The following is a 23,737-nucleotide window of genomic DNA, read 5'->3' as shown; positions in this document are numbered from 1 at the left end:
ATGACAATGCGTAATTCTCTTTTGACCGTACTGGGAAGTGTTATGTTGCTTGGCGCGGCGCTGCCCGCCCATTCTGAAAGCGTGCTGCGTATTGGCCTGGGGGCTGACCCGGACATGCTCGACCCGCATCTGGCGCGCACCTACTATGGCCGCTTCGTCTTTGCCTCCCTGTGCGACAGGCTGGTGGATGTGGATGAAAACCTGAAGGTCGTCCCCGGTCTGGCCAAAGACTGGGCGTGGAGTGACGACGGTAAAACCCTGACGCTCAACCTGCGCGAAGGCGTGACCTTCCACGACGGTGAGAAATTCGATGCCGCCGCGGCAAAATACAACCTCGACCGCGCCCTGACCTTAAAAGGCTCCCTGCGTAAAAGCGAGATCTCCTCCGTTGAATCGGTCGAGGTCACCGGTCCGATGCAGATTGCCCTGCACCTGAAGACGCCGGATGCGGCACTGCTGATGCAGCTCACCGACCGCGCGGGCGCCATGATGGCCCCTGAAGCGGCAAAAAAGCCTGACTTTGCCGCCCATCCGGTCTGTTCCGGCCCGTATAAATTCGACAGCCGCGTGTCCCAGGACCGCATCGTTCTGACCCGCTTCGACAACTACTGGAACAAAGACGCCTACCACTTCGACAAAATTATCTATCTGCCGATCCCGGATGCCTCCGTGCGCCTCGCGAACCTGCGCGCGGGCGATCTTGATCTGACCGAAGGCATCGCCGCCAGCGATGTTAAAACCGTCGAAGCCGACAGCAAGCTGGCGCTGGCGAAGGTGACCGGTCTGGGCTATCAGGGCATCACTTTCAACATCAATAACGGCAAGGTGCCCGCCAACGATCCGTTCAAGGACGCTCGAGTACGCGAGGCGTTTTCTCAGGCCATCGACCGCGATGCGCTAAACCAGGTGGTCTTTGAAGGGTTGTATACGCCAGCCAACCAGGCGTTTTCCACGGTGAGTCCGTATCACGTCAACCTGCCGGTCCCGCCGCGTGACGTCGATAAAGCCAAAGCCCTGCTCAAAGCAGCAGGCGTCACCGCGCCGCTGACCGTCAACCTGCTGGTGCCGAACAACCCAACCTCGCAGCAGGTGGGGCAGGTGCTGCAGGCGATGGTCGCCGAGGCGGGCTTTAACCTGAACCTGCAGATGACCGAATTCGCCACGCTGCTGGACCGCCAGCAGAGCGGGGACTATCAGCTGAGCTTCTCCGGCTGGTCGGGGCGCCCGGATCCGGACGGCAGCATCTACGGCTTTATCAACAGCAAAGGCACCCTGAACGACGGCCGCTACAGCAACGCGCAGGTCGATGAGTGGCTGACCCAGGCGCGCCAGAGTACCGACCAGGCCGCGCGCCAGCCGCTGTACGACAAGGTGGTGAAGCAGCTGCAAACCGACATGCCGATTGCCTACCTCTACTTCGAGCCGCGTATTTTTGGCCTGAATAAAAGCGTGCAGGGCTTTAAGCCGTACCCGGACGGCATCGTGCGTCTGGCCGGTTTGACGCTTGCGAAATAAGTGTCCTGAGGAGAGCCCATGCTGGAACTTATTTGCAAACGTCTGCTGCTGGCCGTCCCGACGCTGTTGCTGGTGAGCATGATGGTGTTTGGGCTGCAAAAGCTGCTGCCCGGCGACCCGCTGATCGCCATGGCAGGCGAGGAGCGCGACCCGGCGGTCATCGCTCAGCTGCGTGCGGAGCTGAACCTCGATGCCCCGATCCCGGTGCAGTATTTCCACTGGCTGACGCGGGCGCTGCAGGGCGATCTGGGCGTCTCCTTACGCACGCACGAGCCGGTGACGCAGCTGATTGCCAGCAAGCTACCGGTGACGCTTGAGCTGTCGCTGCTGGCGATGATTATCGCGCTGGTGTTTGGCATCAGCATGGGGATCCTCGCGGCGGTGAACAAAAACAGCTGGGTCGATCACGGGGCGAACTTCGTGGCGATCTCGGGGATCTCGATCCCGCACTTCTGGCTGGGGATCCTGTTGATTCTGGTCTTTTCGGTAAACCTGCAGTGGCTCCCTGCGTCCGGCTACGTGCCGTTCAGTGAAGATCCGCTCCAGAACCTGCGCACGCTGCTGCTGCCCGCGTCCGTGCTCGGAACGGGCCTGGCGGCAACGCTGATGCGCCACACCCGCGCCTCGATGATTGCGGTACTGAAGGCGGACTACATCCGCACCGCGCGGGCGAAAGGGCTGCTGCCGAAGGCGGTGATCTTAAAGCACGCCTTTCGTAACGCGCTGGTGCCGGTGATTACCCTCACCACGCTGCTGTTTGGCGAACTGCTGGGCGGCGCGGTGCTGACCGAGCAGGTGTTCACCATTCCGGGCTTCGGCAAGATGATCGTCGATTCGGTATTTAACCGTGATTACGCGGTGGTGCAGGGCGTGGTGCTGATCGTCGCCATCGGCTTCCTGATGCTCAACCTGCTGGCCGACGTGCTTTACGTCCTTATCAACCCGAAAATGCGAGGCTAACGATGGCGGAACTGACGACACAAACCGTTGCGCCCGCACTGCCGCGGGCGCAAAACCGGGTATTGAAAAAATTCCTCGCCAATAAAAGCGCGGTCATTGGCGCGGCAGTGGTGGGATTCTTTGTGCTGGTGGCGCTGCTGGCGCCGTGGATCGCCCCGTTCGACCCGGTCAAAGCCAACTTCCTGGCGGTGCGCAAAGCGCCGTCGGCGATGTACTGGTTCGGCACCGACGAGCTGGGGCGAGACATCCTATCCCGCATTATCTGGGGGGCGCGCACCTCGCTGATGGCGGGCTGTATGTCTGTGGTGATTGCCGTGGTTATCGGCGTACCGCTGGGGCTGGTGGCGGGTTACTTCCAGAAGATGTGGGACGGCGTCATCTCGCGCGTGATCGAGGCGCTGCTGGCCTGCCCGTTCCTGATCATGGCGATCGCGCTGGGGGCGTTTTTGGGCCCGAGCCTGACGAACGCGATGATCGCCATCGGCCTTTCCGCGATGCCGATCTTCGCCCGCCTGACGCGCGGCCAGGTGATCGCCATTCGCAACGAAGAGTACATCGACGGCGCGCGGGCAATTGGCCTGCCGGATCGCTGGATCATCATCAAATACGTTCTGCCCAACGTGATGTCGCCGATTCTGGTGCAGGCCACGTTGGCGATTGCCTCGGCGATAATCGCTGAAGCCAGCCTGTCGTTTTTGGGGCTGGGACAGCAGCCGCCCAATCCGTCCTGGGGCTCCATGCTCAACACCGCCAAAGGTTTTCTTGAGCAGGCCCCGTGGATGTCCATTTTCCCCGGCGTGGCGATTTTCCTTGCCGTGCAGGGCTTCAATTTACTCGGCGACGGGCTGCGCGATGCGCTCGATCCGCGCCATGACTAAGGAGTCATGATGACCAAAGCGCTAGATTTTACGTCCGGTTACGCTTCACGCCGCCCGCCGATGCTGGGCCATAACGCCGTTGCGACGTCTCAGCCGCTGGCGGCGCAGGCGGGAATGAAAATGCTGCAGCTGGGGGGAAATGCCGTGGATGCCGCCATTGCCGCCGCGATGGCGCTGACGGTAGTCGAGCCGACCGGCAACGGGATCGGCAGCGACGCCTTTGCTATCGTCTGGGACGGTGAAAAGCTGCACGGCCTGAACGCCTCAGGTCGTTCGCCTGCAAGCTGGCACGCGGATCTGTTTGCCGGAAAAACCGCGGTGCCGGAAATCGGCTGGGACGCGGTAACCGTGCCGGGGGCGGTATCCGGCTGGGTCGCCCTGGCGGAACGCTTCGGCACGCTGCCGTTGACCACCCTGGCGCAGCCCGCCATTGACTACGCGCGCAACGGCTTCCCGGTCTCCCCGCTGATTGGGCATCTCTGGCAGCGCGGCTATAGCAAGCTGAAAGATCAGCCGGGCTTCAGCGCCTGCTTCGCGCCGGAAGGCCGCGCCCCGCGCGTGGGGGAGATCTTCCGTAACCCGGCGCAGGCGAACTCGCTTGAGCTGATTGCCCGCACCAACGGCGAAGCCTTTTACCGCGGTGAGCTGGCGCAGAAAATTGCCGCCTTCGCCAGAGAGCATGGCGCGCACCTGACGGCCGAGGATCTGGCCAACCACCGCGTGGACTGGGTAGAACTGCTGTCACGCGACTTTGCGGGCGGCTCGGTGCAGGAGCTGCCGCCAAACGGGCAGGGGATCGCCACGCTGATTGCGCTCGGCATTCTTGAGCAGTGCGGCATTGAGAAGCATCATCCGGATTCCGTGCAGTCTCTGCATCTCTCTATCGAGGCAATGAAGCTGGCGCTGGCGGATCTCGACCGCTACGTGGCAGACGAAGAGCACATGGCGTTCGCGGCGAAAGAGCTGCTGAGCGACCATTACCTGAAGTCACGCGCGGCGCTGATCAACCACGACAGCGCGTCCGATTTTGTCTACGGTTCCCCGACGCAGAGCGGCACGGTCTACATCAGTACCGCGGACGCCAGCGGGATGATGGTCTCGTTTATTCAGTCCAACTATATGGGCTTCGGTTCAGGCATTGTGGTGCCGGATACCGGGATCAGCCTGCAAAACCGGGGCTGCGGCTTTGTGCTGGATCCGAAGCACCCGAACGCGCTGGCGGGGAGCAAGCGCCCGTTCCACACCATCATTCCGGGCTTTGCGATGGACGGCAACGGCAAGCCGCTGATGTCCTTCGGCGTGATGGGCGGCCCGATGCAGGCGCAGGGGCACATGCAGATGGCGCTGCGCATCATGCTGCACGGGCAAAACCCGCAGGCGGCAATCGATGCGCCGCGCTGGCGCGTGGTGCAGGGCAGGGAGGTGATCGTTGAATCGACGTTCGATCGCAACACGATTGCCGCGCTGCGCGAGCGCGGGCATCAAATTGTGGTGGAAGATCCCCTTCAGGATTACAACTTCGGTGGTGCGCAGGTGATTTACCGCCTGCCGGAAGGACACTACGTGGCCGCGACGGAAAGCCGCAAAGACGGGCAGGCGTTGGTGAGTTAAAAGAAGCGAGCAACATTGGTAGGCCGGGTAAGGCGTAGCCGCCACCCGGCTTTTATTCATCCAATGCTAAAAGGATCCGCATCCTGCCATGCCGGAAACTTCTCCCGGTACTCCTTCAGCGCCGTTAACGAAAGCTCCGCATCAATGCGCGTCGCCTGATGCGGCTCGGCGGTGGCGATGATCTCGCCCTGCGGATTCACCACCCGGCTGTCGCCGCGATAGTGATGCCCGTTGCCGTCCGTCCCCACGCGGTTGCAGCCCACCACGTACGCCTGGTTCTCAATCGCGCGCGCCACGAGCAGCGACTGCCAGTGCAGGGAGCGCGGTGCAGGCCAGTTGGCAACATACAGCGCAAGGTCGTAATCGTTGCGGTTACGCGACCACACCGGGAAGCGCAGGTCGTAGCAGACCAGCGGCAGAATACGCCAGCCGCGCCACTCGAACACCACGCGTTCGTTACCGGCTTCATAGTGGTGGTGCTCATCAGCCATACGGAACAGGTGACGCTTGTCGTAGAAATGCACCTTTCCTTCCGGCTCGACCAGCAGGAAGCGGTTCACCGGGCCGCGCTCCGTTTGCAGCGCGGCGCTACCGGCAATCAGCGCGTTGGTCTGCTGCGCTTTGGCATGCATCCAGGCGACCACCTCATCCTGCGGCATTGACTGTTTTGCCGCTTCCATGGCGAAGCCAGTGGTGAACATTTCCGGCAGGACAATCACATCACGCCCGGTAATGTCTTCGAGTTGACGATCGAAGTGGCGCAGGTTGGCGGGGCCATCCATCCACACTAAAGGTTGCTGCAAAATAGAAATCTTCAGACCAGGCACGATACAGGCTCCTCAAACGACCACTTTTTGACACTGTAGCACGACATAACGAGAAAATGTGGCAATAAAAAACCCCGCGCGAGGCGGGGTTTAGGTAAGCGGAACGCGTTATGCCGCTTCAGGTTTACGGTGCTTCTCCGGCAGCTTTACCGGCTGCGTCGCCAGCTCGTCCGGTTCGAAATCATCCACGTTAATGCTGCGCAGACGGCTCTCTTCGGCTTTCACCAGCAGAGCGGCCTCATCTTTACTGATAATGCCACCGGCCAGCGCCTGTTTTGCCAGTTCGTCCAGACGGGTAAACGGCAGGTTTTTGCCCAGCTGTTTACAGATCTTCTGGTGAATCGGATCGGCGGCCATCACGTCAAGCAGTGCCTCTTCCAGCAGACCCACCGGGTTATGCGGCGTCGGTGCCAGGTACTGACCGCGACCGATACGGGAACGGGTTGCGCTCGGAACCTGCAGGATCTTCGCCACTTTGTGGTCCAGCCTGTCGGACGGTGCCAGATGGTGACGACCGGTCGGGAAGATCACCACGCGCAGGGCGCCTGCCACGAAGCGGTTCGGGAAGTTTGCCAGCAGATCGTCAATCGCCTGTTCAGCCTGATACAACGCATCCTGTACGCCCCAGTGCACCAGGGGCAGATCCGCTTCCTGACGGCCTTCATCGTCGTAACGTTTCAGGACCGCAGAGGCCAGGAAGATCTGGCTCAGCACATCGCCCAGACGGGCAGAGATACGTTCGCGACGCTTCAGGCTGCCGCCCAGTACCGCCATGGAAACGTCGGACAGCAGGGCCAGGTTGGCGCTCAGACGGTTCAGATGCTGATAATAACGTTTGGTTGCATCGCCGGTCGGCGTGGCGCTGGTAAGGCCGCGCGTCAGGCCCAGCCAGAAGCTGCGCACCTTGTTGCTGCCCACGTGACCGATATGTTTGAACAGCAGCTTATCGAAGGCATCCACGTCGTTGTTCTGCGCCGCGGCCATCTCTTCCAGCACGTATGGATGGCAGCGAATTGCGCCCTGACCGAAGATCATCATGCTGCGGGTCAGGATGTTTGCCCCTTCCACGGTGATGGCAATCGGTGCGCCCTGATAGCCGCGCGCCAGGAAGTTACCTTCGCCGAGCATAATGCCTTTACCGCCCGCGATATCCATCGCGTCAATAATTGACTGCTGCGCGCGGTGGGTACAGTGGTACTTCACAATGGCCGACAGTACGGCCGGTTTTTCGCCCAGCATAATACCGTAGGTAATCAGCGTGGCGGCAGCGTCCATTACGTAGGCGTTGCCCGCGATACGCGCCAGCGGCTCTTCGATACCTTCCATCTTGCCGATGGAGATTTTGAACTGACGGCGGATGTGCGCGTAGGCACCAATCCCCATCGCCACCGACTTCAGACCGCCGGTTGAGTTCGACGGCAGGGTAATGCCGCGGCCCACCGACAGACATTCCACCAGCATACGCCAGCCCTGACCGGCCATTTTTGGACCACCGATGATGTAATCAATCGGCACAAAGATATCCTGGCCGCGGGTTGGACCGTTCTGGAACGGCACGTTCAATGGGAAGTGACGACGACCAATCTCAACGCCTGGGGTGGAGGTTGGGATCAGCGCACAGGTAATGCCCAGATCTTCTTCGCCGCCCAGCAGTCTTTCCGGGTCAGAGAGCTTAAAGGCCAGACCCAGCACGGTGGCGATAGGGGCCAGCGTGATATAACGCTTGTTCCAGGTCAGGCGCATGCCCAGCACCTGCTCGCCCTGCCACTCGCCCATGCAGACCACGCCGGTATCCGGAATCGCGCCCGCATCGGAGCCTGCTTCCGGGCTGGTCAGCGCGAAGCAAGGGATTTCCTGACCGCGTGCCAGACGCGGCAGGTAGTGATCTTTTTGCTCTTCGGTACCGTAATGCTGCAGCAGTTCGCCCGGGCCTAAGGAGTTAGGCACGCCAACGGTAATCGCCAGGATGCCGGAAACGCCTGCCAGCTTTTGCAGGACGCGAGCCTGAGCGTAGGCGGAGAACTCCAGACCGCCGTACTCTTTCTTAATGATCATCGCGAAGAAGCGATGCTCTTTCAGGTACGCCCACAGCTCTGGCGGCAGGTCGGCCATTTCATGGGTGATGGCAAAGTCGTTCGCCATACGGCAGGCTTCTTCTACCGGGCCGTCAATAAACGCCTGTTCTTCCGCGGTCAGACGCGGCTGCGGGTAGTTATGCAGCTTTTTCCAGTCCGGATTGCCCTGGAACAGGTCGCCTTCCCACCAGGTGGTGCCCGCATCAATCGCCTCTTTTTCAGTACGCGACATGGGCGGCATCACCTTGCGGAAGCCTTTGAACACCGGTGCAGAAATCATTGATTTACGCATCGGGGCAAAGTTAAACGGCAGAAGGATGATGGCAAGAGGGACTAAAAGCCAGATAGTCCAGAGACCTGCGACGCCAAGCGCAGCCGTCCAGGCCAGAAGAATCAGGCTGCTCAGGAATAAACTTACGCGGTGATAGAACAACACACCGAGCAGAACAACGGTTGCGAGAATGCTCAAAATCATCATAAAGAAAAGCTCCCTTGCTTGTAGGAGGTCTGACCACTTGTGATGATATGGTTGTAGTTGATGTTATTTCCTTTAGCAATGTGTTTACAAAATAATTACAACCTGGTTCACATTGTTCGCGTTTTACCCGGCACGAAAAAGCAAAACGCCGGACGTTTCGCATGGCTTTAGCTTCTCGCTTTTCCCGCTATCCGGTACACTCCACTGTGTTATTTCATCAATACTGAAGGATTATCCTCATGTACCAGGATCTTATTCGTAACGAACTGAACGAAGCGGCGGAAACGCTGGCGAACTTTCTGAAAGATGATGCCAATATTCACGCTATTCAGCGCGCGGCGGTCCTGCTGGCCGACAGCTTCAAAGCGGGTGGCAAAGTGCTCTCCTGCGGTAACGGCGGCTCTCACTGTGACGCGATGCACTTCGCAGAAGAGCTGACCGGACGCTATCGCGAAAACCGTCCTGGCTACCCGGCGATTGCGATTTCCGACGTGAGCCACATCTCCTGCGTAGGCAACGACTTCGGTTACGACCACATCTTCTCCCGCTACGTTGAAGCGGTAGGCCGTGAAGGCGATGTGCTGCTGGGGATCTCTACCTCCGGCAACTCCGGCAACGTGATCAAAGCGATTACTGCTGCACGTGAAAAAGGGATGAAAGTCATCACCCTGACGGGCAAAGATGGCGGTAAGATGGACGGTACGGCGGATGTTGAAATTCGCGTTCCGCACTTCGGTTATGCTGACCGCATTCAGGAAATTCACATCAAAGTGATCCACATCCTGATCCAGCTGATCGAAAAAGAGATGGCTAAGTAAGACTTCGCTGGGGGCATTCTTGCCCCCGCTGTTGTGGAGGTGTTGTATGTGCGAACTGCTCGGGATGAGCGCCAATGTGCCAACCGATATCTGCTTTAGTTTCACCGGGCTGGTGCAGCGCGGTGGAGGAACCGGGCCGCATAAAGACGGCTGGGGCATCACCTTCTACGAAGGTAAAGGGTGTCGCACGTTCAAAGATCCACAGCCCAGCTTTAACTCACCGATTGCCAAACTGGTGCAGGACTATCCTATCAAGTCCCGCTCGGTGATCGCCCATATTCGCCAGGCTAACCGTGGCGAAGTGGCGCTGGAAAATACCCATCCGTTTACCCGGGAACTGTGGGGCCGAAACTGGACCTACGCGCACAACGGGCAACTTACGGGCTATAAGTCGCTGGAGACGGGCAATTTCCGCCCGGTAGGCGAAACCGACAGTGAAAAAGCCTTTTGCTGGCTGCTGCACAAGCTGACGGAGCGCTATCCCCGCACGCCAGGCAACATGGCTGCCGTGTTTAAATACATCGCAACGCTGGCGACCGAGCTACGCGAAAAAGGCGTGTTCAACATGCTGCTCTCTGATGGCCGCTATGTGATGGCGTTCTGCTCGACGAATTTGTTCTGGATCACCCGCCGTGCGCCGTTTGGCGTGGCAACGCTGCTCGATCAGGATGTGGAGATAGACTTTCAGAAGGAGACCACACCGAACGATGTGGTCACTGTTATTGCAACGCAGCCGCTGACGGGCAACGAAACCTGGCAAAAGATTATGCCAGGCGAGTGGGTGCTATTTTGTCTCGGGGACCGTGTAATTTGACGCCAGCTGTGGATGGACAACTTCGTGGCTCAGCGGCTTGCTGACCACGTAACGGCCATCCACAACCGAGACAACAGGCGGCTTGTGAGTCTGCTCGAAGTAGTCATAGCCGGGTTTCAGCTGTTTCCAGAAATCCGCGTAGTACGAATACTTGTGACGCGCCATGTTGGCATCCGTCATGCGGAACGGATAGATGCTGACCTGAACGTTTGGCTGACCAAAGACCAACGCGCCGGTGACAAACTGGAAAATCTCATCAATGCCGGAATCGGTCATCGCGTAGCAGCCGATAGACACGCAGGCACCGTGGATCATCAGGTATTTACCTTCATAACCGTGTGCACGGTCATAGGCATTCGGGAAACCGATATTGATGGCTTTATAGAAACGGCTGTCTGGTTTGAGCTGGCTACGCTGAACGTTGTAAAACCCTTCCGGACTTTTGAAATCGCCCTGACGCTGTTTTGGCCCTAATCCACCGGAGTAGTTACATATTTTGTAGCTATCAAGCAGCTGATACGTCTCACCCATTTTTACAAACAGATCGAGAGTGCGTTCTTCCTTGAAGATCTGAATATAAACCGGCGATCCCATTAACTGCTGTTTATATTCTTTGCTGATCGGCGTCGTTGAGCTATTACTGCTGAGCAGTCCGGCAAACGACATGCACGGAATCAGAAGCATCGCAATGAACAATGCGATTTTACGCATACTACTAGTTCCTTGATAAAACCATGACCAACTTGCCAGGACGGCAAAAGAGACCCGAAATCAGATTATTCTGTTAGGAGCGCTCACATTAGCACCGCTATAGATTTTCGCAAGAGCCGGGCGGTGAGTTTACAAATTAGTTTTACTTTATAAACCATCAAAATCGCGATAGCTCCAGGAACTTTGCGCATTAGTTCGCAATTTGGCGCGCGCGACGGCGGATTCGCTGCCCGCGAGAAGGGGAAAATGTTACACTTCGCGGCCACTGGATTGTTGTTCATGGAAACCTGCTAACCACATGTTTAAAATCAAAAAAGGACTTGATCTGCCGATTGCAGGCGTGCCCGCGCAGCACGTTTCGACAGGCGCAAGTGTCCGTCATGTCGCCATTGTGGGCGACGACTACCTGGGAATGCGTCCTTCGATGTTGGTACAGGAAGGCGATCGCGTGATCAAAGGCCAGGCGCTCTTTGAGGACAAAAAAAATCCCGGCGTGATGTTTACAGCCCCCGCGAGCGGCACCGTTGTGGCGATCAACCGTGGCGAACGGCGCGTTCTGCAGTCGGTGGTGATCCGCATTGAAGGCGATGAACAGCGTGAATTCGCCCGTTACGATGCCGCAGACCTCGCGTCGCTGAGCCGTGAGGCTGTTCAGGCTCAGCTTCTGGCGTCCGGTTTATGGACCGCGCTTCGCACGCGTCCCTTCAGTAAATCCCCGGTTCCCGGCACGGAACCGGCCGCGATTTTCGTCACGGCAATGGATACCAATCCGCTCAGCGTGGATCCGCAGCCGGTTATCCTGGCACAGCGCAAAGCCTTTGATGCCGGGCTTACCGTTTTAACCCGTCTGACGTCGGGAAAAGTCCACGTTTGCCAGGCCGGTGGCGGCAAGCTTGGCGGTCATCCTCAGGGGCAGGTCACGTTTAATGAGTTTGCTGGCCCGCATCCGGCGGGTCTGGTCGGGACGCACATCCATTTCCTTGAGCCGGTGAGCCTGACGAAACAGGTCTGGCATCTTAATTATCAGGACGTCATCGCCATCGGTACGCTCTTCACCTCCGGAGAGCTGTGCGCGGAACGCATCATCGCCATCGGTGGGCCGCAGGCTGCAAACCCGCGTCTGGTGAAGACGCTGATTGGCGCGGATATCAATGAACTGCTGAACGAAGAAACCAAGGCAGGCGAAAACCGGCTGATTTCCGGTTCGGTCCTCAGTGGCCGCCATGCCGTGCAGGCGCACGCCTATCTGGGACGTTTCCATTTGCAGGTCAGCATTGTGCAGGAAGGCCGCGAGAAAGAGCTGTTCGGCTGGGTGCTGCCCGGTGCGGAAAAATACTCCGTCACCCGTACCACGCTGGGGCACTTCCTGCGTAATAAGCTGTTTAGCTTCTCGACCAGTACGCACGGCGGCGAGCGCGCTATGGTCCCGATTGGCAACTACGAGCGCGTCATGCCGCTGGATATTCTGCCGACCATGCTGTTGCGCGATCTGCTCGCTGGCGATACCGACAGCGCGCAGGCGCTGGGCTGTCTGGAACTGGACGAAGAAGATCTGGCGCTCTGTACCTATGTCTGTCCGGGAAAATACGAATATGGACCGGTATTGCGCGAGGTGTTAACCCGCATTGAGCAGGAAGGATAACCGATGGGCTTAAAACACCTCTTTGAAAAAATTGAGCCGCACTTTACCGAAGGGAAGCTCAAAAAGTACTACCCGCTGTATGAAGCCACGGCGACCATTTTCTACACGCCGGGGCTGGTGACGAAAGGAGCGGCGCACGTCCGTGACGCCATCGACCTTAAGCGGATGATGATCCTGGTGTGGTTTGCGGTCTTCCCGGCGATGTTCTGGGGGATGTACAACGTCGGTCTGCAGACCATTCCGGCGCTGCACCACATGTACGATGCGCAGCAGCTGGCGCAGGTGCTTCAGTCTGACTGGCACTACCGTCTGGCCCAGTCGTTAGGGGTGAGCTTTGCGCCAGACGCGGGCTGGGTGAGCATGATGACGCTGGGGGCGGTGTTCTTCCTGCCGATTTACATCACGGTCTTTATCGTGGGCGGCTTCTGGGAAGTGCTGTTTGCCATCATCCGTAAACATGAGATCAACGAAGGCTTCTTCGTGACCTCTATTCTGTTTGCCCTGATTGTTCCCCCGACGATACCGCTCTGGCAGGCAGCGCTGGGCATCAGCTTTGGCGTGGTCATTGCTAAAGAGATCTTCGGCGGCACCGGGCGGAACTTCCTTAACCCGGCGCTGGCGGGGCGTGCGTTCCTCTTCTTTGCCTATCCGGCGCAAATCTCCGGCGACCTGGTCTGGACGGCGGCTGACGGTTTTTCCGGCGCGACGCCGCTTTCACAGTGGGCGGCACACGGCGGCGAAACGCTGGTGAACAACGCGACGGGTCAGCCTGTAACCTGGTTTGATGCCTTTATTGGCAATATTCCGGGTTCCATTGGTGAAGTTTCAACGCTGATGATTTTGATTGGTGGAGCGATCATCCTGTTTGGGCGCGTGGCCTCCTGGCGAATTGTGGCGGGCGTGATGATCGGCATGGTGCTGACCGCAACGATGTTCAACGTTATCGGTTCGACCACAAACCCAATGTTCTCCATGCCCTGGTACTGGCATCTGGTACTGGGTGGCTTCGCGTTTGGCATGATGTTCATGGCAACCGACCCCGTCTCAGCCTCGTTTACGGACAAAGGTAAATGGAGCTATGGCGTGCTCATTGGCGCGATGTGTGTCCTGATCCGCGTGGTCAACCCGGCGTACCCGGAAGGAATGATGCTGGCCATTCTTTTTGCCAACCTGTTTGCGCCACTCTTCGATTACCTGGTGGTGCGGGCCAACATTAAGCGGAGGAAGGCGCGTGGCTGAAGTTAAAAATAACGACAGTATCAGCAAAACGCTGCTGGTGGTGCTGGTGCTCTGTCTGGTCTGTTCGATTGTCGTGGCCGGCTCTGCCGTGGGGTTAAAACCCCTGCAGCAGGCGCAACGTGCGCTGGATAAACAGCGCAACATACTGGCCGTGGCCGGGTTGATGCAGGAAGGGATGAGTGCAGACGACGTCTCGGCGGTATTTGCGGAGCGTATTTCACCGCGTCTGGTGGATTTGAAAACCGGCCAGTTGTTGGATAAAGATCCGGCGAAGTATAACCAGGCGCTGGCGCTGAAAGATCCGCAGATGAGCCTGACGCTCGAGGCATCGCAAGATCCCGCCGGGATTAAGCGCCGCAGCAATCTCGCCGAAATTTATCTGGTGCGTGACCCCCAAAAACGCATTCAGGAAGTGGTGCTTCCTGTCTACGGCAACGGCCTGTGGTCAATGATGTATGCCTTTGTGGCGCTTGATACGGATGGCCGTACCGTAAAAGGCATTACGTATTACGACCAGGGCGAAACGCCGGGGCTGGGTGGCGAAGTAGAAAACCCGAACTGGCGGGCACAGTTTATCGGTAAGAAAGTGCTCGACGATAACGGTCTGCCTGCGCTGAAGGTGATGAAAGGGGCGGCACGTCCCGGTGACGACTACGCCGTCGACGGGCTGTCCGGCGCCACGCTCACCTCCAAAGGCGTGCAGCACAGTTTTGATTTCTGGATGGGCGAGCTGGGTTTTGGTCCTTTCCTGAAAAACGTACGTGAAGGAGCGCTGAACAATGGCTGATACCGGTGAACTGAAAGAAGTCAAAAAGGTGCTCATTGGCCCATTGCTGGCCAATAACCCGATCACGCTGCAGGTGCTGGGCGTCTGTTCAGCCCTGGCGGTGACGACCAAGCTGGAAACGGCGGTGGTGATGACGCTGGCGGTCACGCTGGTCACGGCATTTTCGAGCATGTTTATCTCGATGATCCGCCACCACATTCCCAACAGCGTGAGGATCATCGTGCAGATGGCGATCATCGCCTCGCTGGTGATCGTGGTCGATCAGCTGCTGCGCGCCTTCGCCTATGAAACCTCCAAACAGCTCTCGGTGTTTGTCGGGCTGATCATCACCAACTGTATTGTGATGGGGCGTGCGGAAGCCTACGCCATGAAAATGCCGCCGCTGGCGAGTTTTATGGACGGAATCGGTAACGGCCTCGGCTACGGTGTGATCCTGCTGACCGTTGGCTTCCTGCGTGAGCTGATTGGCAGCGGTAAGCTGTTTGGCATCACGGTGCTGAACACGGTGCAAAACGGTGGATGGTATCTGCCAAACGGCCTGTTCCTGCTGGCTCCCAGCGCATTTTTCATTATCGGTTTGTTGATCTGGCTGATTCGTACCTTGAGACCAGAACAGCAGGAAAAGGAGTAACCGACGATGGCTCATTACCTGAGTTTGTTTGTGCGCGCGGTGTTTGTTGAAAACATGGCGCTCGCGTTTTTCCTCGGCATGTGTACGTTCCTTGCGGTGTCCAAAAAAGTGTCGACGGCATTTGGGCTGGGTATCGCGGTCACCGTGGTGCTTGGCTTATCTGTACCGATTAACAATCTGGTCTACAACTTTGTGCTGCGGGACGGCGCGCTGGTGGAAGGGGTTGACCTCAGCTTCCTGAACTTCATCACCTTTATTGGCGTGATTGCCGCGCTGGTGCAAATCCTGGAGATGATCCTCGATAAGTACTTCCCGTCGCTGTACAACGCGCTGGGGATCTTCCTGCCGCTGATCGCGGTGAACTGCGCCATCTTCGGCGGCGTCTCGTTTATGGTTCAGCGTGATTACAACTTCAGTGAATCCGTGGTGTACGGTTTCGGCTCCGGCATCGGCTGGATGCTGGCGATTGTCACCATGGCGGGGATCCGCGAAAAAATGAAATATGCCAACGTGCCTGCAGGCCTGCGTGGCTTAGGGATCACCTTTATTACCACCGGGTTGATGGCACTGGGCTTTATGTCCTTCTCCGGCGTGCAGCTATAAGGGCTTACAGATGGAAATTATTCTTGGCGTGGTGATGTTCACGCTGATTGTACTGGTGCTGTCAGGGCTCATTCTGGCGGCGCGGGCGAAGCTGGTGAATTCCGGCGACGTGGTGATTGATATTAACGACGATCCGCAGAATCAGATCCGCACGCCTGCGGGAGATAAACTGCTCAACACGCTCTCCGGTAACGGAATTTTTGTCTCCTCGGCCTGCGGCGGCGGCGGCTCCTGCGGACAGTGCCGCGTGACGGTAAAAGAGGGTGGCGGCGATATTCTGCCCACCGAGCTGTCGCATATCACAAAGCGTGAGGCAAAAGAGGGCTGCCGTCTGGCCTGTCAGGTCGCAGTGCGTCAGAACATGAAGATTGAACTGCCGGAAGAGATTTTCGGCGTCAAAAAATGGGAATGTGAAGTTATCTCTAATGATAACAAAGCTACCTTTATCAAAGAGCTGAAGCTGCGGGTGCCGGAAGGGGAAGATGTCCCGTTCCGCGCCGGAGGATACATTCAGATTGAGTGCCCTGAGCATACCGTGGCGTATGCGGACTTTGACGTTCCGCAGGCGTACCGCGCCGACTGGGACAAATTCAATCTCTTCCGCTTTGTATCTGAAGTGAAAGAGCCGACGCTGCGCGCCTACTCGATGGCCAACTACCCGGAAGAGAAGGGCATTATCATGCTCAACGTGCGTATCGCCACGCCGCCACCGAATGTGCCGGATGCGCCGCCGGGCGTGATGTCATCATACATCTGGTCCCTGAAGCCGGGCGATAAGGTGACCATCTCCGGCCCGTTCGGGGAGTTCTTCGCGAAAGATACCGACGCGGAAATGGTCTTTATCGGCGGCGGTGCCGGCATGGCCCCGATGCGCTCGCACATCTTTGACCAGTTCAAGCGGCTCGGCAGCAAGCGTAAAATCAGCTTCTGGTACGGGGCGCGTTCGCTGCGTGAGATGTTCTACGATGATGAATTTGAACAGCTGGCGCGTGAAAACCCGAACTTTACCTTCCACGTGGCGCTCTCCGATCCGCAGCCGGAAGATAACTGGACGGGCTATACGGGGTTCATCCACAACGTGCTGTATGAAAACTACCTCAAGCAGCACCCGGCTCCTGAGGACTGCGAGTTCTATATGTGTGGTCCGCCGATGATGAACGCCGCCGTGATTAAGATGCTGAAAGATCTCGGCGTCGAAGATGAGAACATCATGCTCGATGACTTTGGAGGCTGATGATGCTGACGTTTCTGGCAACCTTTGTGGTTTTTGTGCTTGTCATTTTCGGCATGTCGTTAGGCTGGATCGTTAAGCGGAAAAGCATTCAGGGCAGCTGCGGCGGTATTTCCTCCATTGGTATGGAGAAGGTCTGCGACTGCCCGGAACCGTGCGAGGCCCGCAAAAAACGCATGGCGCGCGAGCAGCAGCGCATTATTTAAGTTTTTGTAGGCCGGGTAAGGCAACGCCGCCACCCGGCATTCTTACATCTGCTTCTCAATCCTCATTTATTTACTGTATACTTATCCAGTGATGAGTGAGGGCTTACTATGCGCAAAATAATCCATGTTGATATGGACTGCTTTTTTGCCGCAGTGGAGATGCGAGACAACCCGGCGCTGCGGGATATTCCCATCGCCATTGGCGGCAGCCGCGTTCAGCGTGGCGTTATCAGCACCGCCAACTACCCTGCGCGCAAATTTGGCGTGCGTAGCGCTATGCCGACGGCGATGGCCTTAAAGCTTTGCCCTCATCTCACGCTTCTGCCCGGGCGGTTCGACGCCTATAAAGAGGCTTCCCTTCATATTCGGGAAATCTTCTCCCGCTATACCTCTTTGATAGAACCGCTGTCGCTGGACGAAGCCTATCTCGATGTGACCGACAGCGTGCATTGCCACGGCTCCGCCACGCTGATGGCGCAGGAGATCCGCCAGACGATTTTCAACGAGCTGAACCTGACGGCATCTGCGGGGGTCGCGCCCGTTAAATTCCTTGCCAAAATCGCTTCGGATTTAAATAAGCCCAACGGCCAGTACGTCATTACGCCGGAAGAGGTGCCTGCATTTTTAAAAACGCTGCCGCTTGGCAAAATCCCCGGCGTCGGGAAAGTCTCCGCCGCAAAGCTGGAAAGCATGGGATTACGCACCTGCGAAGACGTGCAGCGAAGCGACCTCGCCATGCTGCTCAAGCGCTTCGGGAAGTTTGGCCGCGTGCTGTGGGAGCGCAGCCAGGGGATTGACGATCGCGATGTGAACAGCGAACGGCTGCGGAAATCCGTCGGCGTCGAGCGAACCCTCATTGAAGATATTCATGACTGGTCCGAATGCGAAACCATTATCACGGAACAGCTTTATCCTGAGCTGGAACGACGCTTAAGCAAGGTAAAACCGGACCTGCTGATTGCCCGTCAGGGCATCAAGCTCAAATTCAACGATTTTCAGCAGACCACGCAGGAACATGTCTGGCCGCGTCTGAATAAAGACGATCTTATCGCGACGGCAAAAAAGGCATGGGAAGAGCGACGAGGAGGGCGAGGGGTGAGGCTGGTGGGATTGCACGTCACGCTGCTGGATCCGCAGTTAGAGCGACAGCTGGTATTAGGATTGTAAAAAAGCCCGGTGCGCTACGCTTACCGGGCCTGGGTTTTTCACCCTCTCGCTGTGGGAGAGGGCTGGGATGAGGGTATTACTTAACTGGGATCGCCTTAAGCAGTTCAGTCAGCAGCGTCCAGTAATGACCGACGCTTTCGATATGAACCTGCTCATCCGGCGAGTGCGGGCCGGTAATGGTTGGCCCGATGGACACCATATCCATATCCGGATACGGTTTCTTGAACAGACCGCATTCCAGACCCGCGTGGATCACCTGAATGTTCGGCGTGCTGTTGAACAGACGCTGGTAGGTTTCACGCACCAGTGCCATCACCGGAGAGCTCGCATCCGGCTGCCAGCCCGGGTAGCTGCCTTTGGCGGAGGTTTTTGCGCCCGCCAGCGTGCCCAGAGATTCCAGCATGCTCACCACATACTCTTTACCGCTGTCGATAAGGGAACGGATCAGGCAGATGATCTCCGCGCTGTCGTCGCTCATGGTTACCACGCCCACGTTCAGTGAGGTCTCCACCACGCCTTTCGCCACGTCAGAGTTGCGGATCACGCCGTTTGGCGTCGCGTTCAGCAGCTGAACGAAGGTGTCACGAGACTTCGCGGTCAGCGCGGCTTTATCCGTGGAGACGGATTCCAGCACCACGGTCAGGTTTTTCTCTTTCGCCGACAGTTCGTTTTTCAGGATATCCAGGTACACGCTGGAGAGTTTTTTCAGTTCGTCCGCTTTTGCCGCTGGCACTGCCACGGTGGCGAAGGCTTCGCGCGGGATCGCGTTGCGCAGGGTACCGCCGTTGAAGTCTACCAGACGCAGATCTAGCTCGGCCGCATGGCCTGCCAGGAAGCGTGCCAGCAGCTTGTTGGCGTTACCCAGACCCAGATGAATATCACCGCCGGAGTGGCCGCCTTTCAGCCCTTTCAGCGTCAGCTTGAAGGTCTGGAAACCGGCAGGAATCGCTTCGCGTGACAGCGGCAGGGTAGAGATGAAATCAATCCCGCCCGCGCAGCCCATGTAGATCTCGCCTTCTTCTTCGGAGTCGGTGTTGATCAGGATATCCGCCTGCAGCCAGTTCGCCTGCAGACCGAACGCCCCGTCCATGCCCGCTTCTTCGGTCATGGTCAGCAGCACTTCCAGTGGACCGTGCTCAACGCTGTCGTCAGCCAGCACGGCCAGCGCAGAGGCCATACCGATGCCGTTATCCGCACCCAGGGTGGTGCCGCGCGCTTTCACCCAGTCGCCGTCGATGTACGGCTGAATCGGGTCTTTGGTGAAGTCGTGAACGGTGTCGTTGTTCTTCTGTGGCACCATGTCCAGGTGCGCCTGCAGCACAACCGGTTTACGGTTTTCCATGCCTGCGGTGGCGGGTTTGCGGATCAGAATGTTGCCAACCTGGTCACGTTCCGCATGCAGACCTTTTTCCTTCGCCCAGCCCATAATATGTTCGGCAAGCTGTTCTTCATGGTAGGAAGGGTGTGGAATGGAGCAGATTTTGGCAAAAATATCCCACAGCGGCTGCGGAGATAGTTGAGACAGTTCAGACACGATAAGTCTCCTTGTCGAGGCGCTGCAAACAGGGTTGCAGGTCACAGGGTTAGCAGGTTAATAGTTACCACAAGTCAGGCTTGCGAGATGGAACTGAGAATACCACTTTCTCTGCTGGCTGGTAGCATAAAGCATGTAAAAACTCAGGCAGAGGGCGCTAAACACTGGTTTTTAGTGCGTCAGATCTCTATAATCTCGCGCAACCTATTTCCCCCTCGAACACTTTTTAAGCCGTATAAAAACAGGCTGGGACACTTCACATGAGCGAAAAATACGTCGTCACCTGGGACATGTTGCAGATTCACGCACGCAAACTGGCTGCGCGTCTGATGCCTTCCGAACAGTGGAAAGGCATTATTGCCGTCAGCCGTGGCGGTCTGGTACCGGGGGCGCTGCTGGCACGTGAGCTGGGTATTCGTCATGTCGATACCGTTTGCATCTCCAGCTATGACCATGACAACCAGCGCGAGCTGAAAGTGCTGAAACGCGCGGAAGGCGACGGTGAAGGCTTCATCGTTATTGATGACCTGGTGGATACCGGCGGTACCGCGGTGGCTATCCGTGAAATGTATCCGAAAGCACATTTCGTCACTATCTTCGCGAAGCCTGCTGGCCGCCCGCTGGTTGACGATTACGTGATTGATATTCCGCAGGATACCTGGATTGAACAACCATGGGATATGGGCGTGGTCTTCGTACCGCCAATCTCGGGTCGTTAATCACGTTCCGCAATTAATTTAACGCCCGGTGATGCCGGGCGTTGTTTTTTTTAGTCTGGCGCGCGTTACAATAGTCTCTATACGACGTATTCATGGAGGCAATGCAATGACGCAGGCGAATCTCACCGAGACTCTCTTCAAACCCCGTTTCAAACACCCTGAAACGTCGACGCTGGTGCGTCGCTTCAATCCGGGTACTCAGCCTGCCGTCCAGTCTGCGTTAGACGGTAAAAACGTGCCTCACTGGTATCGCATGATTAACCGCCTGATGTGGATCTGGCGCGGTATCGATCCCCGTGAAATCCTTGATGTGCAGGCACGTATCGTGATGAGTGAAGCCGAGCGTACCGACAGCGAACTCTATGATACGGTAGTGGGCTACCGTGGCGGAAACTGGATCTACGAGTGGTCTAAACAGGCGATGCTCTGGCAGCAAAAAGCCAGCCAGGAAGAGGATGCCACGCGCAGCGGCAAACACTGGCTGCATGCGGCCAACCTCTATGCCATTGCCGCCTACCCGCATTTAAAAGGCGATGAGCTGGCTGAACAGGCGCAGGCGCTGGCGAATCGCGCCTACGAAGAGGCGGCTCAACGCCTGCCGGGCCAGATGCGCGAGCTTGAGTTCGCTGTTCCGGGCGGGGCGCCCGTTACCGGGTTCCTGCATATGCCCGAAGGTGAAGGCCCGTTCCCAACCGTGCTGATGTGCGGCGGGCTGGACTCTCTGCAAATTGACTATTACAGCCTGTATGAGCGCTACTTCGCACCAAAAGGGATCGCGATGCTGACGCTGGATATGCCCTCAATTGGCTTCTCCTCCAAATGGAAACTGACTCAGGATTCCAGCCTGCTGCACCAGCATGCGCTAAAAGCGCTGGAAAACATTCCGTGGGTTGACCACACCCGCGTGGCGGCATTTGGCTTCCGCTTTGGCGCAAACGTCGCGGTGCGTCTGGCTTACCTTGAATCCTCCCGCCTGAAAGCTGTCGCCTGCCTTGGACCGGTCGTTCACGCCCTGCTCAGCGATCCCGCACGCCAGGGGAGCGTGCCCGAAATGTACCTTGATGTGCTGGCCAGCCGTCTTGGCATGCATGATGCATCAGACGAAGCGCTGCGCGTTGAGCTCAATCGCTACTCGTTAAAAACGCAAGGGTTGCTGGGACGTCGCTGCCCGACGCCGATGCTGTCGGGGTTCTGGAAAAACGATCCGTTCAGTCCGGAAGAAGAGTCGCGCTTAATCACGTCGTCATCTGCGGATGGCAAATTGCTTGAGGTGCCGTTCAGCCCGGTCTATCAGAATTTCGATAAAGCTCTGAAGGAGATTACGCGCTGGATCGCTCAGAGATTGTGTTAATAGATTGCTAAATTTCGCTGGTTTGGTAAAACAGTGGCTTCACAAAAGGAGATCGCAATGACGTTACCGAGTGGACACCCGAAAAGTAGATTGATTAAGAAGTTCATGGCTCTTGGCCCGTATATTCGAGAAGAGCAGTGTGAAGAGAATCGCTTTTTTTTCGATTGCCTGGCTGTATGCGTCAACGTGAAGCCTGCACCCGAAAAACGTGAATTCTGGGGCTGGTGGATGGAAATGGAAGCAGAGGAAAAACGCTTTACGTATAGCTACCAGTTTGGCCTGTTTAATAAAGACGGTAACTGGCAGGCCACCACCATTAAAGATCAGGAAGTGATCGATCGCCTGGAATATACCCTGAAAGAGTTTCACGACAAAGCGAGCGCACTGCTGGCCACCCTGGACCTTAAGTTCGAGCCAGCGGATGATTTTTCCAGCGAAGCGGTGAAGCTGACTGCCTGATAGCGTCACAGTGCCGGGTGGCGGCTTCGCCTTACCCGGCCAACAAAATGCACTATCCCGTAGGCCCGGTAAGCGCAGCGCCACCGGGCAAAAAAAATCCCGGCTTATCTGCCGGGATTTTCTTATTTGGATAATCTTAGAACTGGTAGGTCATACCCAGGGCAACGATATCATCGCTGCTCACGCCCAGTTTATTATCGTCGTCAATCTGGTTAATTTTATAATCAACAAACGCGGACATATTTTTGTTGAAGTAATAGGTCGCGCCAACGTCAATATATTTCACCAGATCTTCGTCACCAATACCTTCGATATCTTTGCCTTTAGACTGGACATAACCCAGGGACGGACGCAGACCGAAGTCGAACTGATATTGTGCGACGACTTCAAAGTTCTGTGCCTTATTGGCAAATCCGCCAGAAATTGGCGTCATATTACGGGTTTCTGAATACATCGCTGCCAGATAAATATCGTTCGCGTCATATTTCAGACCAGTAGCCCAGGCTTCGGCTTTCTGCCCCTGACCACGCGCCAGCAGGTTCTGCGCGTTGGTGCGGTCAGAGTTAGTGTAAGCACCGCTGACGGCAAAATCGCTGCCGCCGAAGTCATAGCTCAGAGAGGTACCAAAACCGTCACCGTTCTGCTTCTTGGCGTCACGGTTTTCGTTTTTACCCTGGTACTGCAGGGTCATGTCCAGGCCGTCAACCGCGCCGAAGAAGTCGGTGTTGCGGTAGGTGGCAAGACCGGTCGCACGCTTGGTCATGAAGTTATCGGTCTGCGCGGAAGAGTCGCCGCCGAACTCAGGGAACATGTCGGTCCATGCTTCGACGTCATACAGCGCACCCAGGTTACGACCGTAATCCAGAGAGCCAAAGTTTTTCAGCTTCAGGCCCGCGAACGCCAGACGGGTTTTCTGAGAGGAGTCGCTCTCGGCTTTGTTACCCGCAAATTCAGATTCCCAACGACCATAGCCCGTCAGCTGATCGTTAATCTGGGTTTCGCCTTTAAAACCGAAACGAACGTAAGTCTGATCGCCATCTTTGGTGGCATCATCGCTGATGTAGTGCATGGCTTTCACTTTGCCGTACACGTCCAGCTTATTACCATCTTTATTATAAACTTCAGCTGCGTGAACGGATGCAGAAGCCACTACGCCCATAACCATTAATGCCAGAGTGCTCTTTTTCATTTTCGATCCTGTCTTATAAACGCGCTAAAAAATTCGCTGGACGATAAGCTCATGCTTAAGTCCCGTGAAAAAACAGGAAGGGTTTTATCGTTCTGGAATGAAACTTTTATGACAAACTAAGAATAATTTTAAAAAACTGTGATTTATTATTTCGGTAATAAAAGTGTCAAATTCTCCCGCTACGCTTCCTGATCCCGCGCAACAAAGTGTTTCGCGATGTGCTAAGGCAGTTGGCAACGGGGCTGACTCCTGCTAAAACGTTCGTTCGACATTACTTTCCCTTATCGTTGAA

The 23,737-nt window shown here is 56.9% G+C and carries 22 protein-coding genes; 17 read left to right on the top strand and 5 right to left on the bottom strand.

Translation table 11 applies throughout. The features are described 5' to 3' along the window. Genes C6A40_RS22885 through C6A40_RS22870 form a run of 4 tightly spaced genes read left to right on the top strand, consistent with a single transcriptional unit; the run spans nucleotide 1 to nucleotide 4,964 of the window. Entirely contained in the window at nucleotides 1-1,515 is a 1,515-nt protein-coding gene (locus tag C6A40_RS22885; protein ID WP_023343412.1) for an ABC transporter substrate-binding protein, read from the top strand. An 18-nt stretch (nucleotides 1,516-1,533) separates the two neighbouring features. After that, nucleotides 1,534-2,475 (top strand): ABC transporter permease, encoded by a 942-nt coding sequence (locus tag C6A40_RS22880; protein ID WP_008500268.1) that lies wholly within the window; start codon nucleotides 1,534-1,536, stop codon nucleotides 2,473-2,475. A 2-nt stretch (nucleotides 2,476-2,477) separates the two neighbouring features. Beyond that, nucleotides 2,478-3,353, top strand: coding sequence for an ABC transporter permease (locus tag C6A40_RS22875; RefSeq protein ID WP_021242873.1), 876 nt, complete (start codon nucleotides 2,478-2,480; stop codon nucleotides 3,351-3,353). A gap of 9 nt (nucleotides 3,354-3,362) precedes the next feature. After that, entirely contained in the window at nucleotides 3,363-4,964 is a 1,602-nt protein-coding gene (locus C6A40_RS22870; RefSeq protein ID WP_045335359.1) for a gamma-glutamyltransferase family protein, read from the top strand. Nucleotides 4,965-5,020: 56 nt separating this feature from the next. Here C6A40_RS22870 and C6A40_RS22865 read toward each other — a convergent pair whose 3' ends face one another. Together C6A40_RS22865 and fadE are read right to left on the bottom strand one after the other, a co-directional pair. After that, nucleotides 5,021-5,791, bottom strand: coding sequence for an amidohydrolase (locus C6A40_RS22865; RefSeq protein ID WP_045335360.1), 771 nt, complete (start codon nucleotides 5,789-5,791; stop codon nucleotides 5,021-5,023). Nucleotides 5,792-5,899: 108 nt separating this feature from the next. After that, nucleotides 5,900-8,344 (bottom strand): acyl-CoA dehydrogenase FadE, encoded by a 2,445-nt coding sequence (fadE, locus tag C6A40_RS22860; RefSeq protein ID WP_008500264.1) that lies wholly within the window; start codon nucleotides 8,342-8,344, stop codon nucleotides 5,900-5,902. Between the two features lie 239 nt (nucleotides 8,345-8,583). Between fadE and lpcA the strand changes: the two genes are divergently transcribed. Beyond that, on the top strand, nucleotides 8,584-9,162 hold the full coding sequence (gene lpcA, locus C6A40_RS22855) for a D-sedoheptulose 7-phosphate isomerase (protein ID WP_008500263.1): 579 nt from the start codon (nucleotides 8,584-8,586) through the stop codon (nucleotides 9,160-9,162). A 46-nt stretch (nucleotides 9,163-9,208) separates the two neighbouring features. Then, nucleotides 9,209-9,976 (top strand): class II glutamine amidotransferase, encoded by a 768-nt coding sequence (locus C6A40_RS22850; protein ID WP_008500262.1) that lies wholly within the window; start codon nucleotides 9,209-9,211, stop codon nucleotides 9,974-9,976. On the opposite strand, the gene dpaA is transcribed toward C6A40_RS22850, so the two are convergent. After that, a complete protein-coding gene (dpaA, locus tag C6A40_RS22845; RefSeq protein WP_008500261.1) occupies nucleotides 9,947-10,687 on the bottom strand; it encodes a peptidoglycan meso-diaminopimelic acid protein amidase in 741 nt (246 codons plus the stop codon). The genes C6A40_RS22850 and dpaA overlap by 30 nt on opposite strands. Nucleotides 10,688-10,985: 298 nt before the next feature. Between dpaA and C6A40_RS22840 the strand changes: the two genes are divergently transcribed. The 8 genes from C6A40_RS22840 (at nucleotide 10,986) to dinB (ending at nucleotide 18,193) form a co-directional block, all read left to right on the top strand. After that, nucleotides 10,986-12,329, top strand: a complete 1,344-nt coding sequence (locus C6A40_RS22840) for a Na(+)-translocating NADH-quinone reductase subunit A (RefSeq protein WP_023326742.1) — start codon at nucleotides 10,986-10,988, stop codon at nucleotides 12,327-12,329. Between the two features lie 3 nt (nucleotides 12,330-12,332). Further along, nucleotides 12,333-13,568, top strand: coding sequence for an NADH:ubiquinone reductase (Na(+)-transporting) subunit B (locus C6A40_RS22835; RefSeq protein WP_045335361.1), 1,236 nt, complete (start codon nucleotides 12,333-12,335; stop codon nucleotides 13,566-13,568). Then, nucleotides 13,561-14,355 (top strand): Na(+)-translocating NADH-quinone reductase subunit C, encoded by a 795-nt coding sequence (locus C6A40_RS22830; protein ID WP_023293210.1) that lies wholly within the window; start codon nucleotides 13,561-13,563, stop codon nucleotides 14,353-14,355. The genes C6A40_RS22835 and C6A40_RS22830 overlap by 8 nt, the downstream gene beginning before the upstream one ends. Further along, the gene (locus C6A40_RS22825; RefSeq protein ID WP_045335362.1) at nucleotides 14,348-14,986 is read left to right on the top strand and encodes an NADH:ubiquinone reductase (Na(+)-transporting) subunit D; all 639 of its coding nucleotides are present in this window, start codon (nucleotides 14,348-14,350) and stop codon (nucleotides 14,984-14,986) included. Before C6A40_RS22830 ends, C6A40_RS22825 begins: the two co-directional genes overlap by 8 nt. 6 nt (nucleotides 14,987-14,992) lie before the next feature. Next, complete coding sequence (gene nqrE / locus C6A40_RS22820) at nucleotides 14,993-15,589, top strand: NADH:ubiquinone reductase (Na(+)-transporting) subunit E (protein ID WP_008500255.1); 597 nt, start codon at nucleotides 14,993-14,995, stop codon at nucleotides 15,587-15,589. A gap of 10 nt (nucleotides 15,590-15,599) precedes the next feature. Further along, nucleotides 15,600-16,823 carry an NADH:ubiquinone reductase (Na(+)-transporting) subunit F gene (nqrF, locus tag C6A40_RS22815; protein ID WP_045335363.1) on the top strand — a complete coding sequence of 408 codons (1,224 nt, stop codon included), beginning with the start codon at nucleotides 15,600-15,602 and terminating at the stop codon, nucleotides 16,821-16,823. Continuing rightward, nucleotides 16,823-17,026, top strand: a complete 204-nt coding sequence (gene nqrM / locus C6A40_RS22810; RefSeq protein ID WP_032664049.1) for a (Na+)-NQR maturation NqrM — start codon at nucleotides 16,823-16,825, stop codon at nucleotides 17,024-17,026. Before nqrF ends, nqrM begins: the two co-directional genes overlap by 1 nt. A 108-nt stretch (nucleotides 17,027-17,134) precedes the next feature. Continuing rightward, nucleotides 17,135-18,193 carry a DNA polymerase IV gene (dinB, locus tag C6A40_RS22805; RefSeq protein WP_008500252.1) on the top strand — a complete coding sequence of 353 codons (1,059 nt, stop codon included), beginning with the start codon at nucleotides 17,135-17,137 and terminating at the stop codon, nucleotides 18,191-18,193. 76 nt (nucleotides 18,194-18,269) lie between these two features. Here the strand turns inward: dinB and pepD are convergent, their stop codons facing one another. Beyond that, nucleotides 18,270-19,727, bottom strand: coding sequence for a cytosol nonspecific dipeptidase (gene pepD, locus C6A40_RS22800; RefSeq protein WP_045335364.1), 1,458 nt, complete (start codon nucleotides 19,725-19,727; stop codon nucleotides 18,270-18,272). Between the two features lie 260 nt (nucleotides 19,728-19,987). Here pepD and gpt point away from each other — a divergent pair, with 260 nt between their 5' ends. The 3 genes from gpt (at nucleotide 19,988) to crl (ending at nucleotide 22,256) form a co-directional block, all read left to right on the top strand. Then, on the top strand, nucleotides 19,988-20,446 hold the full coding sequence (gene gpt, locus C6A40_RS22795) for a xanthine phosphoribosyltransferase (RefSeq protein ID WP_003863205.1): 459 nt from the start codon (nucleotides 19,988-19,990) through the stop codon (nucleotides 20,444-20,446). Nucleotides 20,447-20,552: 106 nt separating this feature from the next. Beyond that, nucleotides 20,553-21,797: an esterase FrsA gene (gene frsA, locus C6A40_RS22790; RefSeq protein WP_008500250.1), complete on the top strand. Its 1,245-nt coding sequence runs from the start codon at nucleotides 20,553-20,555 to the stop codon at nucleotides 21,795-21,797. A 57-nt stretch (nucleotides 21,798-21,854) separates the two neighbouring features. Continuing rightward, on the top strand, nucleotides 21,855-22,256 hold the full coding sequence (gene crl, locus C6A40_RS22785; protein WP_008500249.1) for a sigma factor-binding protein Crl: 402 nt from the start codon (nucleotides 21,855-21,857) through the stop codon (nucleotides 22,254-22,256). 136 nt (nucleotides 22,257-22,392) lie between these two features. Here crl and phoE read toward each other — a convergent pair whose 3' ends face one another. Continuing rightward, nucleotides 22,393-23,445 (bottom strand): phosphoporin PhoE, encoded by a 1,053-nt coding sequence (gene phoE / locus C6A40_RS22780; protein ID WP_008501878.1) that lies wholly within the window; start codon nucleotides 23,443-23,445, stop codon nucleotides 22,393-22,395. Between the last annotated feature and the right edge of the window lie 292 nt (nucleotides 23,446-23,737).

The sequence above is a fragment of the Enterobacter sp. GER_MD16_1505_Eko_090 genome, assembly GCF_003331015.1.
Classification (GTDB): Bacteria; Pseudomonadota; Gammaproteobacteria; order Enterobacterales; family Enterobacteriaceae; genus Enterobacter; species Enterobacter roggenkampii.
The sequence above is the reverse complement of the archived record's forward strand: the minus strand, read 5'-3'. Positions and strand labels throughout refer to the sequence as shown.

Bases quoted from the DNA above. Each gene is read 5' to 3' on its own strand.
- C6A40_RS22840 (WP_023326742.1), top strand. From the start codon at position 10,986: ATGTTTAAAATCAAAAAAGGACTTGATCTGCCGATTGCAGGCGTGCCC.
- fadE (WP_008500264.1), bottom strand. From the start codon at position 8,344: ATGATGATTTTGAGCATTCTCGCAACCGTTGTTCTGCTCGGTGTGTTG.
- frsA (WP_008500250.1), top strand. From the start codon at position 20,553: ATGACGCAGGCGAATCTCACCGAGACTCTCTTCAAACCCCGTTTCAAA.
- gpt (WP_003863205.1), top strand. From the start codon at position 19,988: ATGAGCGAAAAATACGTCGTCACCTGGGACATGTTGCAGATTCACGCA.
- C6A40_RS22870 (WP_045335359.1), top strand. From the start codon at position 3,363: ATGACCAAAGCGCTAGATTTTACGTCCGGTTACGCTTCACGCCGCCCG.
- phoE (WP_008501878.1), bottom strand. From the start codon at position 23,445: ATGAAAAAGAGCACTCTGGCATTAATGGTTATGGGCGTAGTGGCTTCT.
- dinB (WP_008500252.1), top strand. From the start codon at position 17,135: ATGCGCAAAATAATCCATGTTGATATGGACTGCTTTTTTGCCGCAGTG.
- C6A40_RS22850 (WP_008500262.1), top strand. From the start codon at position 9,209: ATGTGCGAACTGCTCGGGATGAGCGCCAATGTGCCAACCGATATCTGC.
- nqrF (WP_045335363.1), top strand. From the start codon at position 15,600: ATGGAAATTATTCTTGGCGTGGTGATGTTCACGCTGATTGTACTGGTG.
- nqrM (WP_032664049.1), top strand. From the start codon at position 16,823: ATGATGCTGACGTTTCTGGCAACCTTTGTGGTTTTTGTGCTTGTCATT.
- dpaA (WP_008500261.1), bottom strand. From the start codon at position 10,687: ATGCGTAAAATCGCATTGTTCATTGCGATGCTTCTGATTCCGTGCATG.
- C6A40_RS22885 (WP_023343412.1), top strand. From the start codon at position 1: ATGACAATGCGTAATTCTCTTTTGACCGTACTGGGAAGTGTTATGTTG.
- lpcA (WP_008500263.1), top strand. From the start codon at position 8,584: ATGTACCAGGATCTTATTCGTAACGAACTGAACGAAGCGGCGGAAACG.
- C6A40_RS22875 (WP_021242873.1), top strand. From the start codon at position 2,478: ATGGCGGAACTGACGACACAAACCGTTGCGCCCGCACTGCCGCGGGCG.
- crl (WP_008500249.1), top strand. From the start codon at position 21,855: ATGACGTTACCGAGTGGACACCCGAAAAGTAGATTGATTAAGAAGTTC.
- C6A40_RS22825 (WP_045335362.1), top strand. From the start codon at position 14,348: ATGGCTGATACCGGTGAACTGAAAGAAGTCAAAAAGGTGCTCATTGGC.
- C6A40_RS22835 (WP_045335361.1), top strand. From the start codon at position 12,333: ATGGGCTTAAAACACCTCTTTGAAAAAATTGAGCCGCACTTTACCGAA.
- nqrE (WP_008500255.1), top strand. From the start codon at position 14,993: ATGGCTCATTACCTGAGTTTGTTTGTGCGCGCGGTGTTTGTTGAAAAC.
- C6A40_RS22880 (WP_008500268.1), top strand. From the start codon at position 1,534: ATGCTGGAACTTATTTGCAAACGTCTGCTGCTGGCCGTCCCGACGCTG.